This is a genomic window from Sulfuricurvum sp. (assembly GCF_030691015.1).
Lineage (GTDB): Bacteria > Campylobacterota > Campylobacteria > Campylobacterales > Sulfurimonadaceae > Sulfuricurvum.
In genome coordinates this window covers 66899-83669 of the sequence record NZ_JAUYFF010000008.1, presented here as the reverse complement: position 1 = coordinate 83669, position 16771 = coordinate 66899, and the positions used below count along the sequence as shown (strand labels likewise).

Sequence of the window (16771 nt, the reverse complement as noted above, 5' to 3'; positions counted from 1 at the left end):
AGCCTCTTACCATCCCACGGATGATTTAGAGGTTACTTTGCGGATCTCTTTTTCATCGGCCCATACGACTTCTCCGCTTTGCGGATCGACTAACTCCATCGAAATATTGTAATAGACGTCTTGAACATCCCCTGAAGCTTTTTTAATGGATCGGACATTTCCGGTGATAATGTAATCGGCATCGGTCATAGCAGAGAGTTTGGTTTTGGTTGTTGCGGTCGTCGTGAGAGTGCGCTCATCGTTTACCTCTTCTAAATTCGCTTTGTCAGCCAAGAAACGAACCAGTCCTGATTTGAGAAGCTTAATACGGATTTTATCGGTAATCGCTTTGGTATCGATATGTTCGTAGGTGAGATTATTGATAGTGCGAAGACGCACTTTCGGTGTTTGATGCGTTTTCGAAATATAACGGCTCTCAAGCAATGATTGAGTCATCGTTTCTGCCGTGGATTGCAAATCGGTTGAACCGAAATCGGCAGTCAGAGTTTCAACCGCTTTGGCATCTCCGTATTTGACGTTGGAATCGTATCCGGTCATACCAGCACCCCCTTTAGCGCTACATCCGCTAAGGGTAAGAAGTGCCGCAGCCGCGATTGAGAGAGAGGTTAACGTAATAGATTTCATGAGTATAGTCCTTATTTATTGGGTACGGATACGATAATTTTATAAGTAGAAACATTCGGAATTCCCGATGTTTCTACGATTTGAACTTTTTGATTTTTATGGATTGTGATCGGTTTCCAAGCGGTAGATTCGATAAGAATACCGTTCATGTCGTACCATTCGATTTGGTAGACGAACCCTTCAACTTCATCAAAATCATCGTTTTCAAGTTCAGCAACGACTTTGAGCAAAGAACCCTCTTGGAAACTTTTATGCATAACGATATCGACCCGTTTTTCGCCGATAATCGTAACGTTTTTAGAAGCACATCCGCTAAACGCTAGGGCTAGTGAGAGGGAAAGAAGGGCAGTTTTAGTAGGTGACATGATGAATCCTTATGTTGTCCGAAGTTAAATAATTGACCAGTATAACGGCCCCTTTTTTATCATTCGGGAATTGAATTGACTCTTTATATTCATTAAGTATGATATCCAGAGTATCTCCTTTTTTGACTTTAAATTTTGAAATATATCCCGAATTGGGGAGGAGTTCCCAGTTGCGGTAATCTTTATCGGCATAGGAGCTTCCTAAATCCATGGTAATGGAAGCGATTAATCCGCCGAGATCGCCGAATTTGTCACTAATTTGTTTGGCCGCCACCGCTTTAGTCGTTGCCCGAACGACCCCTTTTGCCAGATCGGAGGGAAGTTCGTCTTTGAGTGTTTTATAGGCCATGAGATTTGATTTTAATAGTCTCGGCGGATTAAGGCGAAGGGTAGCGGTTGATAGGACTACGGAGGAGAGATCATTTATCGGTAAAGTGTAGGAAGGCAAATCAAGACTGGTATACTCTGCCGCATGAAAAATAGGAAAACGGATCTTTTCGATCTTTAATGAGGGGGCTTCTCCGGATAAAATAATGACGGTAACATCCATGGAGGGTGTTTTCGGATTGATTTTAGAGGAGGAAAATGCTTTAGAGACATCCGGATTGAGGGCTAATGCCCGTTTTAGGCTGATGGCGGACGCATCGCCTGAAGCGGCGGAGTGACCCGCGATATCCACGATAATACTGCTAAGAGCATAGGAGAAAGGGTCTTGGTAGTTGTTTGCCATCGTACGAACATCAGGGTCTTCGAGCATTCTTCCCATCGAGTATCCTGTAGGGATCGAAGTGACGTCACTCCCCTGACGCTGGGCTTTTGCCTTTTCATCAGCCGCATCTTTTATTTTTTCTTCACTCTCTCTGAGCCAAAACTCTTGCCGCATCTCCATGCGGCGCATCTCTACCGCTGCCCCTTCGAAATCTCCGAGCATCGCATAATTGAGTGCATTGAGCGTATGCATGAGGGAACGCTCATATCCTTTGGCGTAATAGGTCTCAGACCCTTTTGAGAGGAGCGAGGAGCCCATAAACGAGCCGATATTACGGATACTTATTTTAGCTCGATTTTCATATTCGTCTAAAATAGCATAGGCTTTTTCAAATGAGGCTATAGAGTCTTTAAAATCACCGTTTGCTTGCTGAAGGCGTGCAAGATTGAGCCAATGCCACATTTCATCGTCGTTGGAGGTATCGGCACACAGGGATGAAAGGGTGTGTGGGAAAAGAGCGGGGGACAATCCATCGCGCAGTTGATCTGAGTTTAATGAGGCGGCGAAAGTAGAGAGAGAGGATAAAAAGAGTAACGGTAAAAATCTTTTTAGTATCGGCATCAGTTTAATTTTTCATGGCCTTGATAAATGATTCGTAGATATTTTCAAGCTGTAGGTCTTGTTCTAAAATCTCCGTGTTGTCTTGAACCATATAGTGCTCCAAAACGGCGACACGACGGAGCAGGTACTCAAACATCTCTTTATTGATATCGGGAAGTTTGTTGTGGCTGAAGGGATCTTTATCTCTCCCTTTTTGGATCACATGCGCCGGAATACCGATAGCGGTACTGTTATCGGGAACTTCACGCACGACAACGGAATTGGCTCCGATTTTGGAGTTGATTCCGACCGTGATATTTCCCAAAATCTTTGCCCCTGCGCCGATGACCACACCGCTCTTAATCGTCGGATGACGTTTTCCGGGGGTGAGACTGACCCCTCCGAGGGTAACCCCTTGATAGATAAGTACATCATCTTCGATAACGGTCGTTTGACCGATGACGACACCGAACCCGTGATCGATAAAAACACGCCGTCCGATCGTAGCCCCCGGATGGATATCGATGTTGGTCATGATTTGATTGATCCCCATCAGACAACGGGCAAGGGCGCGAAAGCCGTTACGGTAGAGACGGTTGGAGATGCGGTACCAGAAGATAGACCATACTCCGGGATAGTTGAAGAGAAGTTCGATTCGAGAACTTATAGCGGGATCATTTTTATAAACGTTCGAAAAATCTTCGGCAATTTCAGAAAAAAGTCCCAATTTCAATCCTTATCGTGTCGTACGGAGGTACCCGTTTTGGTAGAGGTACATTTCGAGTTTTTGAAGTGTATCACTTTTTTCTTCTTCTGTCCTAAAATCACTGGATGCAAGTTTATTTTTAAGGTTTGTGAGAAGTTTTGAAGCGTCATACCCTATGTCTTCGAGAATATTAAGAACATTATCCGATTCGGTGAAATTTTCGATTTCGTATCCGGTCTCGTTGATAAGGATCGTACATTCGCTCGGGTGGGTGAAAAGGTTATGATTCATCCCCAAGGTCTCTTGATAGGCACCGACGTTGAAGAAAGCAAGGAAATACTCCTCTTCATCGAGATCGATATCATGAAGGTACAACGGAGTTTCGGGTTTAAAGCGAATCTCTCCGTCACTGTCACAGGTGATATCCCATAGACTCGCCGCACGGATGGCGGGGATATCGAGACGATCGAGCGGCATGATTGGAAATTGCTGCTGCAATCCCCAATAATCGGGGATGCTCTGAAAAATAGAGGTATTGATCAAATAGCGCTCTTGAAGCTTCACCTGTAAGCGCTCGATTTCAGGCATCGGATTATCCTGAGAGAGGTAGAGTGATTTCTTGATGATCTGGTGCACCAAAATCTCTGCATTTGAGCGGTCTTGGAGGTCAATATGTCCAAGATTAAACAAGGTGAGCAAAGATTCCATGTGATCGAGCGCATCATGCATATACTCGATACAGGTACGCGGGGAGAGGAGGGAATTAAGCTCGCGCAACTCTTCGATCAGCGGCGGATTATTCTCTTTGAGCTTAAGCGATTTGGCTTGATAATCGTGGCTGAAAAGCTCCAAAACGGGGGCAATCAAAACGGAGTGAGATGCTACGATAAAACGTCCCGATTCGGTGAAGATATCGGGATGGGTTACCCCTTTGGCATTCATAATTTCACGAAGCAAAAAGACGACACTGTTGGAGAACTCTTCGAGGGTATAGTTACGCATCCGAGTCGAGGTGTGCTGGGAATACTCTACCGCCAAACCTCCCCCGATATTGATCGCTTGGAGGTTGTCGGCACCCATTTTTTTGAGTTCGGCATAGATATTTCCCGCTTCGCGCAAGACACGCTTCAACGGGGCGATATCTTGCATCTGGCTCCCGATGTGAAAATGGATCATACTGAAATGCTCGAGCATATTATTATCTTGGAGCATCAGCATCGCTTCGATAAGCTCCGTGGAGGTAAGACCGAATTTGGCACTCATACCGCTGCTTTTTGCCCAAATACCGCTCCCCTCAGACTGCAAGCGCACACGGATACCGATGTTAGGGACTTTCAAACCGCACGATTGGGCGACGTCAATGATCCATTCGAGTTCCCCTAACCCTTCGATGGTAATCGTGATGTTATGACCCATCTGAGCCGCCATAAAGCCCAGCGTGACCATCTCTTCGTCTTTGAATCCGTTAACGGTGATAGGAGAACCTAACGCAGTTTTGGCCATAGCAAGGGCGAGTTCCGCTTTGGAACCCGCTTCTAACCCGTAGCTGTATTTTTCGCCGAGTTCGACGATAGCATCGACCGCTTCGGGGAACTGATTTACTTTAAGAGGGAAAACGGCGTGAAATTTTCCGGTGTAATCGTTCTCGAAAATGGCGCGGCGGAAGTTAGAGTACAAAGCATCGATCTGTTTGCTGATCAAGTGAGGAAAACGTAAGATAAGCGGCCCGCGCAGATTAGTTTTACGTACCTTTTGGGTGATTTCAAGCAATGAGGGGGAACTTTTGTAGTTGACTTTGATCTTCCCTTGGTCGATCATAAAGTTGTTTTCGCCCCAAATATCTATTCCGTATGTTTTCACATCATCTCCCTTATACAAAAAAATCATTTAGCGGGATGAGAGATTCGGTCTTTTCGACTAGATCTTTCACCCAGATAGTGTTTTGAGCCAGCTCATTTTCACCGATCACGGCGCAATAGCGGGCATTGATACGATCAGCTCCCTTAAGGTGCGCTTTTAGTGAGCGTGCCTCGTATTCGACGACCGCTTTATCGCTTCGACGTATTTTTTCGGCGCATAAAAGTATCGGTGCGATGGCTTCAGAATCCATGGCTCCTAAATAATACCCCTCACGTACGGATTCGGGCATAACGATAAGCTCCATCAACCGCTCGATTCCCAGTGCAAATCCTACCGCAGGGGTCGGTTTACCGTCTAGAAATTCGATAAGGCGATCATAACGCCCGCCGCCGGCGATGGCACTTTGAGACCCGATATTATCGCTGACAAACTCAAACGCTGTTTTAGAGTAGTAATCCAATCCCCGTACAAGGTTGGTATCGATCTCATACGCGATAGCGTGCTGATCCAAAATCGTTTTTAACGTATCAAAATCGCTCTGGCACCCGTCACAGAGGTTGTTGATCAATTTCGGTGCATTGACATAGTGACTTTGGCATGCTTCGTTTTTACAATCCAAAACTCGTATAGGGTTAGTGAGCTTGCGGCGTTCACAGTCGCCGCAGATCGCATCACCGCAGCTCTCGACAAAGCTGACGAGCTTTTCACGATATGCAGGCATACAATTTTGATCCCCGAGAGAGTTTAATTTGAGGCGATACCCGATACCGAGAGCTTTGAGGATATCGGCCACCATCATAATCATTAATGCGTCTTCGTAGACGGAGTCAACCCCGAAACTCTCTACGCCGAATTGGTGAAATTCACGTAAACGCCCTTTTTGGGGACGCTCGTAGCGAAACATAGCTCCGTGGTAATAAAAGCGGTGGATTCCACCCTTTTTGTCGAGCTTATGCTGTACAAATGCTCGGACGACTCCCGCTGTTCCCTCTGGGCGCAGACAGACGTCGTTTTCACCTTTATCGATAAACTGATACATCTCTTTGCCGACGATATCGCTGGATTCTCCGACCGAGCGTTTGAACAATGCCGTCTCTTCGAGCAGGGGAGTTTCAATGTAGTGAAACCCGTAACGCTTGGCGATAGTAGAAGCAGTGGTTATAAAGTATTCAAAACGTTCATAGTCCTCGGAGAGGATGTCGTTCATTCCGCGCAAAGATTGGATCATAAGGCTCCTTTGATAAAGGTGGTAATTTCTTCTGTAATAGTATCGATAGATTGTGTCGCATCGATTACGACGGTTTGGATTCCGAGGGCATAGGCCGAAGCGATGAGGGCATCTTGGATGTTGAGAAGATAATCAACTCCTCGTGATTCGATAACATCGTGTTCTTTTTGGCTCAATCTATAGCTGAGTTCTTCGGGTGTCAATTTTAGGATAAACACCACCTCGGGAAGCGTTCCGTTGGTGGCAAGACGGTTTAGAGATACCAATGTTGATTCATCGCAGAGGTTTTGGACACTGGCATACGCCATCCCCGATACGGCGGATCGGTCACTGATAATGAGTTTGTTCAAATTAGGTAATATTATTTCTTCCGTATGTTCGGCACGATCGGCCAAAAAGAGCAAAATCTCAGCCATTTTACTTTTTAAATTACCGAATAAAACCATGTTTCGGATTTCGACACCTGCGGGAGTACCGCCCGGTTCTTTGGTAATCAGTGCTTCGGGAAAAAGGGAACGAAGCGCTTCGATCTGGGTGCTTTTTCCGGCGGTATCGATCCCCTCTATCGCAACGTACATGATTTCATACTCCCGATAACATTTTGAACCGGCTCAGGAAGCAAATGCACCGTTTTACCGTTGAATTTCAACAGGTTGCGTACAATGGAAGAGCTGATAAACGCGTGTTTGAGTTTTGGCATCAGATAGACCGTTTCGATATTCGGATCAAGGGAGTTGTTAAGATATCCCAGCTGAAGCTCGAATTCAAAATCACTCACCGCACGAAGTCCGCGAATAAGTACGGTAGCTCCGAGGGTGTTAGCAAGTTCAACGGTGAGATTATCAAATCCGACAACTTGTACCCGCTCAAGGTCTCTGACCGCCAACTTAACCATATCAACACGTTCTTGCAACGTAAACATCGGCTTTTTTTCTTGAGAATCGGCAACGGCGATGATCACTTCGTCGAAGAGTTTGATTCCACGCTCGATAATATCAAAATGGCCGTTGGTAATCGGGTCGAAGGTTCCCGGATAAAGGGCTATTTTATGCATCAGGATTCCATCGTTTATAAAGATTATTCTCGATTCCGAGAAGATCGAACCATTTGCCGATCATAAAGTTTTCCATCGATTCTAAATCTTCCTGATCCCCGTAATAGGCAAGAACAGGTGGCGCGATTATGACCCCTATCATGGAAAGTTTATGCATATTTTCCAGCGCGATGGGTGAAAATGGGATCTCACGCGGTGCGAGGACTAATGTACGGCGCTCTTTGATCATAACCGCAGCGGCGCGGGTGATCAGGTTGTCGGCGATACCGCATGCGATTTTAGCGAGAGTATTCATGCTGCATGGGGTAATAATCATAGCATCCGCACCGTAGGAACCCGAGGCGACGGAAGCCCATATCTCGTTATTTTGGTGAAGGGTCAGGTTCTCTTCTTTTTCCAATACGATTTTAGCGTGTTCGGAAAGGATGAGATGCTTTTGAACGTCATCAGGGAGGGCATGTACTAATTTTAACCCTAAATTGGCACCACTGGCACCGCTGATACCGACGACGATTTTCATTGCAATTCCACCCGTTTCTCTCCGATCACTTTGGCTTTGGCTCGTTTGCCGTCGCTTTTTTGGATTGTAATAATATCATAGAGTAACCCCTCTTGCGTCGCAAGTGCCCCAAACTCCACGATAACTCCATCACTTTTAACTTCGACAATCACTTTTTCATTTTTCAAAACGAAAGGGATTGTTTCGATATTACGGAGGGTTATGGGACTGGATGGTTTAAGATTGGATCGAAAACGAGACGGTTGATCGGGAAGTGCGGTAAGCGGTTTGTCTTTAAAGGATGTGAACGGTATGGGCTTTAAGAGGGTATTAAAACCACTGATCCGCTCTTTTCTGGAGACTTTTTGGGTTGTATGAAGAACTCCGATCATGGCTTGAATGGAATAATCGAGGTAATGTCGAATACCTTGTTCATCGAAATAATAAAAGGTTCCGCTGCTATTTTGATAAAATCGATCATCAAAAATACCTTTCACGTTTTTTCGTATAGAGGAGAGGTGCCCTCGTGAGCTGATAGTAATACTCTTGATTTCAATGGTGGGATACTGCTCTTTGAACATCTCCCAAAGCTGATATTTTAGAGGGGTAAAATCGACCGTAGTACGCTTTGTAAAATTGACATAGCGCGTTTTGGTAATGTCGATGGTAATCCCGTTGAGTTCAAAAGTTTTGGCGATAATTTGGGCATCAAGACGGTAATGGTTTTTATCGGACGGAATTTGGAGAATTTCAAACTTTTTGGGAAGGGTGGGAAAGAGATCGTTTGAATAAATAATAGCAGTATCGTACTCATAGGTTTCGGCTAGTTCATAGGCGTGTAGGTTAAATAAAAGCAAAAGGGCTAAAAAGAGGATATTCATTAGAGAATTGTAACATAACGAGATTTGTTTTTCATTAGTTTTACGTTATCCTAACCCATCTCATCCAATTAATAATGCGGGTACAATGGTTTTTAATAAAAAAGATTTTTTTAGAGATGTGGACACGGCGGATAAAGAGCGAATACACGCTGAACAAGTTGCCATTGCATTCAAACAAGCCTTTGCCTCACTCTTCCCCCTCTTTTTCGGCGCTTCTGTCCTTTTATTTTTATTTATTAAAACACCTTTATTCTCTCAAGTTGCACTCTGGTTTAGTATTGTTATTGCAACACTGTTGTGGCGTTTTTGGCTTTTGCGTGCGTATCGTCGTTATTCTCATGATTATAATACTAAAACATGGGAAAGACGTTTCATGTACGTTATGTATACCTCCGCAGCGGTCTGGGGGAGTTCGGCATTCTTTCTTTTTCAAACATCGGATCAGCTACACCAGTTTTTTCTAATTTTCTTGCTGACAGGGATTGCCTCTGTTGCCTCGGGTACATTGGCCTCATTGCTTAGTATGGCGATTGTTTTTTTACTCCTTCTTTTAGTCCCGATGCTTATGGTGATGTTTTTGCAAGGTGAATTTGAATTTCAGATGATGGGGATATTGGTTGTCGCATACTTTTTCTTATTGGCAAGTGCTTCCAAGAGGATTCACGCGAATATTATGAGTGCGTTAAAGTCAAAAATTCTTCACCAAAAAGCGATGGAAGCATTAGACCTCTCTGAAGAGCATTTTGAAACGATTTTCAAAGAAGCGCCAACCGGTATTTTTTATTACGATATTAATTTGATTGTTATCAATTCAAATATTGAGATGATGAAAAAACTTCAAATTGATAAGGAACAAATGATCGGATTGGATCTGAAAAAACTTCCTGATACGTGTTTGTATGAAGCCATGATATCCGCTACCAAAGGGGAAAAAGGGTATTACGAAGGGCCGTATGTATCGATGATCAAGAAAGTAAATTTGTGGATTACGTTCCAAACATCACCGATGTACAATGCCCAGAGGGAGATTATCGGCGGCGTTGCCATCGTGACCGATATTACGGAACGTATCAAAGCTGAAGAGAAGATAAAACATCAGGCCTATTTCGATGCACTGACCGATATTCCCAATCGTGTGTTGATGAAAGATCGGTTAGAACAATCCCTCTCTCATTACCGACGACATGGAAGTTTGGTTGCCGTTATGTTTTTGGATTTGGATCATTTTAAAAGTGTCAACGATTCACTAGGGCATTATGTCGGCGATTTGTTGTTAATCGAAACGGCTGCACGGTTGAGCCGTATTTGTCGAGAGGGAGATACGGTTGCCCGTTTGGGCGGTGATGAATTTGTTATTTTACTTAATGATCTGGGAAGCGATCCTCTTGTTGCTGTAACGCGGGCTGAAACGGTAGCCGAAAAAATACATGAGGTTTTTTCTACCCCTTTTGATGTAGGAGCGGCGGAGACGATTACTACCAGCTCCAGTATCGGAATAGCTTTGGTCTCTTCTGAGGTGCAAAGTGCCGACGATTTGCTCAAATTCGCTGATACCGCCATGTACCAAGCAAAAAAAGAGGGGAGAAACACAACCCGATTTTATCAAGATCAGATGGATCAATGGATCAAAAAGCGGCTCTTTTTGGAAAATGCACTCCGTTCAGCCATCAAAAACGGGGAATTGGAACTCTATTATCAGCCCGTTATCGAAATTTCGACGAAAAAGATTGTCGGTGCAGAGGCGCTGTTGCGTTGGAATCATCCGGAATTAGGGCTTGTAATGCCCGATGAGATAATCGATATTGCCGAAGAGAGCGGTTTGATCGTCTCTATCGGCGAATGGGTATTGCGTGAAGCGTGCACTCAGTTTGTTCACTGGCGCTCTGAAAATTTGAGTCAGTCCCATATTGACCGTATCGCCATCAATGTGAGTGCCGTGCAGTTTCGTCAAAGCGACTTTGTGGATAAAGTGATACGGATTGTGGCTGAGAGCGGGATTGTCCCCTCAATGCTCGAATTGGAACTGACAGAATCGACCGTTATTGATAAAATCGATACGGTTATCGATAAAATGAACCGTTTACGGCATGCAGGTATTAATATTTCGATGGACGATTTCGGCACGGGATATTCCTCATTAGCCTATCTGAAACGTCTGCCGTTTTCGACACTAAAAATCGATCGGAGCTTTGTACGGGATATTATGAGTGATGCCGATGATGCCGCATTGGTGGAAACGATTCTTTCTATGGCATCCATTTTTAAATTTGATGTGATTGCGGAGGGTGTCGAGACGATCGAGCAGTTCAGATTTCTCGAAAATCACGGGTGCCAGTATTTTCAAGGGTATTTGTGCAGTAAACCCGTTCAGGTTTCACAATTTGAAGAGTTGCTTACCCATGATGTTCAGAACTGTTCGGTACAAGGGTAACCTCTTCAATTTTCTTCTTCCATTATTTCATTGGCTCTTAGTATGGCTTTATCGATATGATCGACGATATTCTGATGACCAATTTTTTCATCGATATGTGAGGATGTAATAAAGCGACGAACTTGAGGATTTACCCCTGATAGAATAAGGTGTGTATGATATTCAGAGAGTCTCTCTTGAAGTATTTCCAGTGCGTGCAACCCCGCTGCATCGATGAGAGGGACATAGCGCATACGCAAGATAAAGATGCGCGGAGGCTTTTCAAAGAGCATAAGGGTATCGACAAGTTTCTCTGCGACTCCAAAAAAGAGGGGCCCTTGTATCTCATACACTTCGACACCGCTCGGTATGATTTTATTGGAGGTCGAATCGGGATCATTCTCTTCTGACTCTATGGCACGGATTTGGGTCGTTTTCATCATTTGATCGATAAAGAGGATTGAGGCGAGGGCAATTCCCGCTTGGATCGCAAAATTCAGATCGACCAATACCGTCAGCAAAAAGGTCAAAACGAGGACAATACGGTCGGTTCTTGGTGCTCTCATAATCTCTCGGACGTGTTTTATCTCGGACATATTCCATGCAACGACCATCAGTATGGCTGCTAAAGCGGCAAGAGGGACTTTGATAATCAGCGGTGAGAGGAGGAGCATAAAAAGAAACAGCCATGCGGCGTGCATCATCCCCGCAACGGGGGTTCTGGCTCCTGCTTTGATGTTGGTAGCGGTTCGGGCGATTGCACCTGTGGCGGGGAGCCCTCCGAATATTCCGGAGGCGATATTGGCAACCCCCTGACCTAAGAGCTCGGCATTTGATTTATGACGCGTTCCTGTCATCCCATCGGCAACAACAGCCGAGAGGAGTGATTCGATTGCGGCGAGTGTAGCAATGGTAATCGCATCGGGGAGAAGGAGACGGAGCTTTTCGAAGGTGATCTCAGGCCATACGGGACTTGGGAGCATGGAGGGGATAGCACCGAAACGGCTCTCTATCGTCTCTATGGGGAGATTAAATGCCCATACGGCAAGGGCGCTGATGGTAACGACAATAATGGGACCCGGTATACGCGGTATATAGCGTTTGGCTACCACTATAATCCCTATGGAAGTTAATGCTACGAGTACAGCGGAAAAATTGGTCTCATGCAAGTGGAGAACATAGACGCTGAGTTTATCGATAAAATCGGGGGGGACGGTGGTGATGGAGAGGCCGAAAAAGTCTCGTATTTGTGAAAAAGCGATGAGCAGTGCGATCCCAGAGGTAAATCCGACGATGACGGGGTAGGGGATAAATTTGATCAGTTCACCCGTTCGTAAAAATGCCATGATCATTAAAATGACACCCGCCATAATGGTGGCCAGAACCAGCCCCTCGTAGCCGTGTTTCATTGCAACCATCGCAACCGTGACGATGAATGCCGCTGTGGGTCCTCCGATCTGGTAACGGCTTCCTCCGTGTGCCGAAATCAAAAATCCGGCAACAATAGCGGTAAAGAGGCCACGTTCGGGCGGAAGATTCGAAGCGATAGCGATTGCCATAGCCAGCGGAAGAGCGACGATGGCGACCGCAAGTCCCGCAATGGCATCAGCGATAAAATCGGAACGGCTGTAGCCTTGACGTCGGAAAAGGGTAATAAGTTTCGGCTCTAGAGAGTCTTGAATCGAGCGCAACATACGAGAACTGTCCTTGGGAAAAATAATGTGCATAGTGTAGCACTTTTTTTTTCACTAGAGGGGAAGAGATTATCACTTCTTAGCGTATTCCACCCATTTATACCCCTCATCCAAAATAAAAATAGTGATCAGTGCAATAGCGACATAGCCGAGAATTTCTCCACTAGGTGGTACGACATGGAACCATTCCGGTAAAAGATAGAGGGCGATGGTTTGCAGAAGTATCCCGAGCGATATTCCGACCCAGAGCCAAGGGTTGATAGTAAGGCTGCGGCGGATATTCTTCAAAAATGGCTCAGACTCTTTTTGGGCTAAAACGGCAGTGAGCCATTGGGCAGCTACAACGGTGGTAAAAGTAGCACTGAGGATAGACTCATAAGGGTAGTTATGGGTGTGAAGGTAGATGAATAATCCCATGGTGACGGTGGCCGTGACGAGGGCAAACCATCCCAGCCGAAAAAGCATCGGTGTATCAAAAAACTGCATTCTTGTAGGTCTGAGAGGACGTTTCATCACATCTTCCTCTTCGTCGCACATCGCAAAGGTTTTATCACACATTCCATCGGTGACGATATTGACCCACAGTATTTGGGTCGGGTGTAGGGGGAGTGGCAATGCCATCAAAATGGCCATGCTGATGAGGATGATCTCTCCTAAAGAGGTGGAGAGGAGATAAAAGAGGACCTTTCGGAGATTATCAGTGATAACACGTCCTTGGCGGATCGCATCGACGATGACCCCTAGATTGTTATCGACGAGTACCATTTTTGACGAGGCTTTCGCCGCTTCACTTCCGTTACCCATAGCGATTCCCAAATCGGCCGCTTTGAGGGCAGGGACATCGTTTACCCCATCTCCTGTGACGGCAACAATATCGCCTTGTTTTTGGAGTAGTTGGACGATTCTGTATTTGTGCTCCGGCATAGCGCGGGCTATCACCCCCGTCTGTTTCAAACGCTTCGTTAGATCCTCATCACTGAGGGTATCGATTTCCGCTCCTGTGAGAATCTTTTGTCCGGCATGGTTCAATCCCACTTCAGAGGCGATCACTTCGGCGGTGATGGGGTTGTCTCCGGTGATCATGATGAGGCGTATCCCGGCACGTTTGGCTAATTTTATCGCCTCTGCGGCATCCGCTTTGGGACGATCGGCAAATGCGATAAGTCCTACAATACGTGTCGGTGCATGAATGGGATCTTCCCAGTGTTGATCGCTCACACCGAAGGCTAAAACGCGTAGCCCTTTGGAGGCCATACTATCGTGGGAATCCTTGAGTTGTTGGAGTTCGGCAGGGGAATTTTGGGCAAGGGGGAGGAGGGCTTCGTAGGCTCCTTTGAGATAGAGTTTTTCAGCTGAATCGATACGGTTGATCGTCCCCATCATTCTCGTTATGGGATCAAAGGGGTGATAGTAGAGCCGTTCAAACTGCTTCTGATAAATCTGAAAATTCTCTCCGAGCCACTTTGCGAGGGCGACATCGATACCGTCCCCTTTTTCATCGTAGGAATCGTTGCAGAGTGCCGCACAACGTAAAAGTTCTTCTTCATCGAGTATCATCGTCTTTTTAACGGAGAGAATTCCCTCGGTAATGGTTCCGGTTTTATCGGTGGCGATAACGGTGGTACTTCCGAGCGATTCGACGGAGGGGAGATGACGTACCAGAATTTTATGCTGGCTGAGACGATACGCGCCTATCGCTAAAATGAGGGTGATAACGATCGGAAGTCCTTCTGGGACTGCGGAGACGAGTTGAGCGAGGAGAAAGGAGATCATCTCATCGATACTGCGTCCTTGGGCAATTGCAAAGGCACCGAGAATGAACAAAATAAGGACAATAGCGATAAGCAGCTGTTTTGAAAAATGGCGCATTGAACGGGTCAATGGAGATTCTGGGGAGATCTTTTGTGCCGCTTCCGCAATTTTTGCCATTTCGGTCGAAGAGGCCGTTGCACACACGAGTGCGGTTGTTTTCCCGCGTAAAATGGAGGTTCCCGAATAGAGTGAGTTATGGCGTTCATACATAGGGGCTTCGGGGTTGACATCCGAGTCGGCTGATTTATCGGATGGGAGTGATTCACCGGTGAGTACCGCTTCATCCACTTGCAGAGCGTGCGATTCTATCAATCGTGCATCGGCAGGGACAAGATCTCCTTCGCCGAGTAAGATGATATCGCCGGGGACGAGTTGATGAGAGGGGAGGAGCGTCTCAATCCCGCTGCGCAATACCCGCACATGATTTTCGGTTAGTCGCTGGAGTGCACGAATAGAGGTTTCGGCTTTAAGCTCCTGATAAAATCCCAGCAGTGCATTGATGATGAGGATAGCTAGGATGATAATGGCGTCTTTGGTATGATCCATTACAAAACTGATTATCCCCGCAACGATAAGAATGATAACAATGGGGCTGGCAAATTGAGATATCAACATGGTGAGCTTGGAGCGCTCTTCTACCATAAGGGAATTGGAGCCGAATTGTGTATAGCGATTTTCCGCTTCGTTGGCGTCAAGCCCCTCACGTGAGCTTTCTAATTCCTCTAAAAGTGAATCAATGGGTTTTGACCATGGTGAATCAGGAATCTGCATATACGCACCCTCTCTCTCGCTATATATTAAACCAACCTTTGTATATAATAGCATACTTTAAATACTGCAAGTCTCTTCTTTCTTGTATCCCTTGTATCAGCATTGTAGTTAGCTTTTTTTTAAAAAAAATCGTAACACAATGTATCCGATTAGACCGGATATCATCGATCCCATCAAGATTCCTAAACGCTCATCAGTTAACACTATATCGCTTGCTCTGGCTTCTTCAAATGCTAGTGATCCGATAAATAATGACATCGTAAATCCGATTCCGCTGAGAATTGAAACTCCGTAAAGAAGCTTCCAATTTACCCCTTGCGGTAATGTGCCAAATCCCATCCACACCGCCAAAATACTGAAGAGAAATACTCCCACCTGTTTTCCGAAGAAAAGCCCTAATGCGATACCAAGAGTGACATTGTCATAAAAATCTTTTGCCGATATATTGGAAAATCCAATCCCTGTATTAACAAACGCAAATAGAGGGAGGATTACATAGTTGACGGGAACATGCAGTGAATGTTCGAGTGCGTGAAAAGAGGCTTGGTTGTTTTTCAGGGGAATTAGCAGTCCGAGGACAACCCCTGCCAAGGTAGCGTGAACCCCTGATTTTAACACCGCTGTCCACAAGACGATGCCAACTAGGATATAAGCAGTATGATTAATGACTCCTCGAAGGTTCATCAGAGCTAAAAGTGCGATCATCGAAGCTGCGATAGTGAGTGATGTTGTCGAAAGATCAGCCGTATAAAACAGTGCAATGATTATGATGGCACCTAGATCATCAATGATGGCGAGTGCCAGTAAAAAAAGTTTCAGCCCTTTGGGGACACGATCCCCTAAAAGGGTGAGGATTCCTAATGCAAACGCGATATCGGTAGCTGATGGTATTGCCCATCCTTGAATGGCAACAGGATCATTCCAGTTGAACCATGCATATATCATTGCGGGGACAAGCATCCCACCTAACGCGGCAAAAGCCGGAACGGTAATCGCTTTGGGGTCACGGAGTGAACCTTCGATCAGTTCTCGTTTGATTTCAAGTCCGATCATAAAGAAAAAAATGGCCATTAGCCCATCATTAATCCAAAGCAGGAGGGGTTTAGCTATAACAAGCGACCCGAAGCTGACGACAACAGGAATTGCGGTAAGAGAAGCGTAATACGATTGAAGAGAGGTATTTGCCATTATCATTGCAAATACGGTAGCTATAACCAATAATATACCGGTAGCCGATTCGAGTTTAAAAAAATTCAATAGTGAGGTTCTGATCATATTTTCCCTTGGAAGTAAAAAAGATTCGTTTTTGAGTGAATGTTAAGAAGTCAGAATAATTCTTCTCTTTAGCTGCTGAATAAGAGAAGAACTTCTTTTAAGGAGTTTTACCAATGAAGTCTAAGTATAAAATTGTTTAGTAAACAGTTGGATAACGTCTCGTTCAAACGAAAGCTAATGCGGGTGTAAGTCACTTTTAAGTAAAATTCTCTCACTTACTGTGAAAATCTTCATGTTTTTGTTGCACTTTCCGAAATCCTATTTTCGTATTAAAAGCACTTTG

General features: G+C 45.3%; 14 protein-coding genes. 1 reads left to right on the top strand and 13 read right to left on the bottom strand.

Annotation, left to right across the window (positions count from 1 at the left end; genetic code table 11):
* Positions 1–6: 6 nt before the first annotated feature.
* From lpoB to Q8O20_RS06740, 10 genes are read right to left on the bottom strand one after another with little or no spacing between them, the layout of a single operon-like run.
* Positions 7–624, bottom strand: a complete 618-nt coding sequence (lpoB, locus tag Q8O20_RS06785; protein ID WP_305530545.1) for a penicillin-binding protein activator LpoB — start codon at positions 622–624, stop codon at positions 7–9.
* A gap of 11 nt (positions 625–635) precedes the next feature.
* Positions 636–989 (bottom strand): DUF1425 domain-containing protein, encoded by a 354-nt coding sequence (locus tag Q8O20_RS06780; protein WP_305530544.1) that lies wholly within the window; start codon positions 987–989, stop codon positions 636–638.
* Entirely contained in the window at positions 976–2319 is a 1344-nt protein-coding gene (locus tag Q8O20_RS06775; protein ID WP_305530543.1) for a COG3014 family protein, read from the bottom strand. Before Q8O20_RS06775 ends, Q8O20_RS06780 begins: the two co-directional genes overlap by 14 nt.
* Positions 2320–2323: 4 nt before the next feature.
* Positions 2324–3025 (bottom strand): serine O-acetyltransferase, encoded by a 702-nt coding sequence (cysE, locus tag Q8O20_RS06770; RefSeq protein ID WP_304740385.1) that lies wholly within the window; start codon positions 3023–3025, stop codon positions 2324–2326.
* Between the two features lie 9 nt (positions 3026–3034).
* Positions 3035–4864, bottom strand: a complete 1830-nt coding sequence (gene speA, locus Q8O20_RS06765) for a biosynthetic arginine decarboxylase (protein WP_305530542.1) — start codon at positions 4862–4864, stop codon at positions 3035–3037.
* 10 nt (positions 4865–4874) lie between these two features.
* Entirely contained in the window at positions 4875–6092 is a 1218-nt protein-coding gene (gene hisS, locus Q8O20_RS06760; RefSeq protein WP_305530541.1) for a histidine--tRNA ligase, read from the bottom strand.
* Entirely contained in the window at positions 6089–6670 is a 582-nt protein-coding gene (tmk, locus tag Q8O20_RS06755; protein ID WP_305530540.1) for a dTMP kinase, read from the bottom strand. Before tmk ends, hisS begins: the two co-directional genes overlap by 4 nt.
* Entirely contained in the window at positions 6655–7146 is a 492-nt protein-coding gene (gene coaD / locus Q8O20_RS06750; protein ID WP_015653712.1) for a pantetheine-phosphate adenylyltransferase, read from the bottom strand. Before coaD ends, tmk begins: the two co-directional genes overlap by 16 nt.
* Positions 7139–7666, bottom strand: a complete 528-nt coding sequence (locus Q8O20_RS06745; protein WP_304740396.1) for a UbiX family flavin prenyltransferase — start codon at positions 7664–7666, stop codon at positions 7139–7141. The genes coaD and Q8O20_RS06745 overlap by 8 nt, the downstream gene beginning before the upstream one ends.
* Positions 7663–8526 carry a flagella basal body P-ring formation protein FlgA gene (locus Q8O20_RS06740; protein WP_305530539.1) on the bottom strand — a complete coding sequence of 288 codons (864 nt, stop codon included), beginning with the start codon at positions 8524–8526 and terminating at the stop codon, positions 7663–7665. Before Q8O20_RS06740 ends, Q8O20_RS06745 begins: the two co-directional genes overlap by 4 nt.
* 85 nt (positions 8527–8611) lie before the next feature.
* On the opposite strand from Q8O20_RS06740, the gene Q8O20_RS06735 reads away from it, so the two are divergent.
* The gene (locus tag Q8O20_RS06735; RefSeq protein WP_305530538.1) at positions 8612–10957 is read left to right on the top strand and encodes an EAL domain-containing protein; all 2346 of its coding nucleotides are present in this window, start codon (positions 8612–8614) and stop codon (positions 10955–10957) included.
* 5 nt (positions 10958–10962) lie between these two features.
* On the opposite strand, the gene Q8O20_RS06730 is transcribed toward Q8O20_RS06735, so the two are convergent.
* From Q8O20_RS06730 to nhaA, 3 genes are all read right to left on the bottom strand, one after another.
* Positions 10963–12630, bottom strand: a complete 1668-nt coding sequence (locus Q8O20_RS06730; RefSeq protein WP_305530537.1) for a SulP family inorganic anion transporter — start codon at positions 12628–12630, stop codon at positions 10963–10965.
* Positions 12631–12702: 72 nt separating this feature from the next.
* The gene (locus tag Q8O20_RS06725; RefSeq protein WP_305530536.1) at positions 12703–15213 is read right to left on the bottom strand and encodes a cation-transporting P-type ATPase; all 2511 of its coding nucleotides are present in this window, start codon (positions 15211–15213) and stop codon (positions 12703–12705) included.
* A 108-nt stretch (positions 15214–15321) separates the two neighbouring features.
* Positions 15322–16488, bottom strand: a complete 1167-nt coding sequence (gene nhaA, locus Q8O20_RS06720) for a Na+/H+ antiporter NhaA (protein ID WP_305530535.1) — start codon at positions 16486–16488, stop codon at positions 15322–15324.
* Between the last annotated feature and the right edge of the window lie 283 nt (positions 16489–16771).

Excerpts from the sequence above, each read along its gene's own strand:
- Q8O20_RS06735 (WP_305530538.1), top strand. The coding sequence starts at position 8,612 with ATGGTTTTTAATAAAAAAGATTTTTTTAGAGATGTGGACACGGCGGAT.
- Q8O20_RS06745 (WP_304740396.1), bottom strand. The coding sequence starts at position 7,666 with ATGAAAATCGTCGTCGGTATCAGCGGTGCCAGTGGTGCCAATTTAGGG.
- Q8O20_RS06780 (WP_305530544.1), bottom strand. The coding sequence starts at position 989 with ATGTCACCTACTAAAACTGCCCTTCTTTCCCTCTCACTAGCCCTAGCG.
- Q8O20_RS06775 (WP_305530543.1), bottom strand. The coding sequence starts at position 2,319 with ATGCCGATACTAAAAAGATTTTTACCGTTACTCTTTTTATCCTCTCTC.
- Q8O20_RS06725 (WP_305530536.1), bottom strand. The coding sequence starts at position 15,213 with ATGCAGATTCCTGATTCACCATGGTCAAAACCCATTGATTCACTTTTA.
- coaD (WP_015653712.1), bottom strand. The coding sequence starts at position 7,146 with ATGCATAAAATAGCCCTTTATCCGGGAACCTTCGACCCGATTACCAAC.
- lpoB (WP_305530545.1), bottom strand. The coding sequence starts at position 624 with ATGAAATCTATTACGTTAACCTCTCTCTCAATCGCGGCTGCGGCACTT.
- nhaA (WP_305530535.1), bottom strand. The coding sequence starts at position 16,488 with ATGATCAGAACCTCACTATTGAATTTTTTTAAACTCGAATCGGCTACC.
- Q8O20_RS06730 (WP_305530537.1), bottom strand. The coding sequence starts at position 12,630 with ATGTTGCGCTCGATTCAAGACTCTCTAGAGCCGAAACTTATTACCCTT.
- tmk (WP_305530540.1), bottom strand. The coding sequence starts at position 6,670 with ATGTACGTTGCGATAGAGGGGATCGATACCGCCGGAAAAAGCACCCAG.
- Q8O20_RS06740 (WP_305530539.1), bottom strand. The coding sequence starts at position 8,526 with ATGAATATCCTCTTTTTAGCCCTTTTGCTTTTATTTAACCTACACGCC.
- hisS (WP_305530541.1), bottom strand. The coding sequence starts at position 6,092 with ATGATCCAATCTTTGCGCGGAATGAACGACATCCTCTCCGAGGACTAT.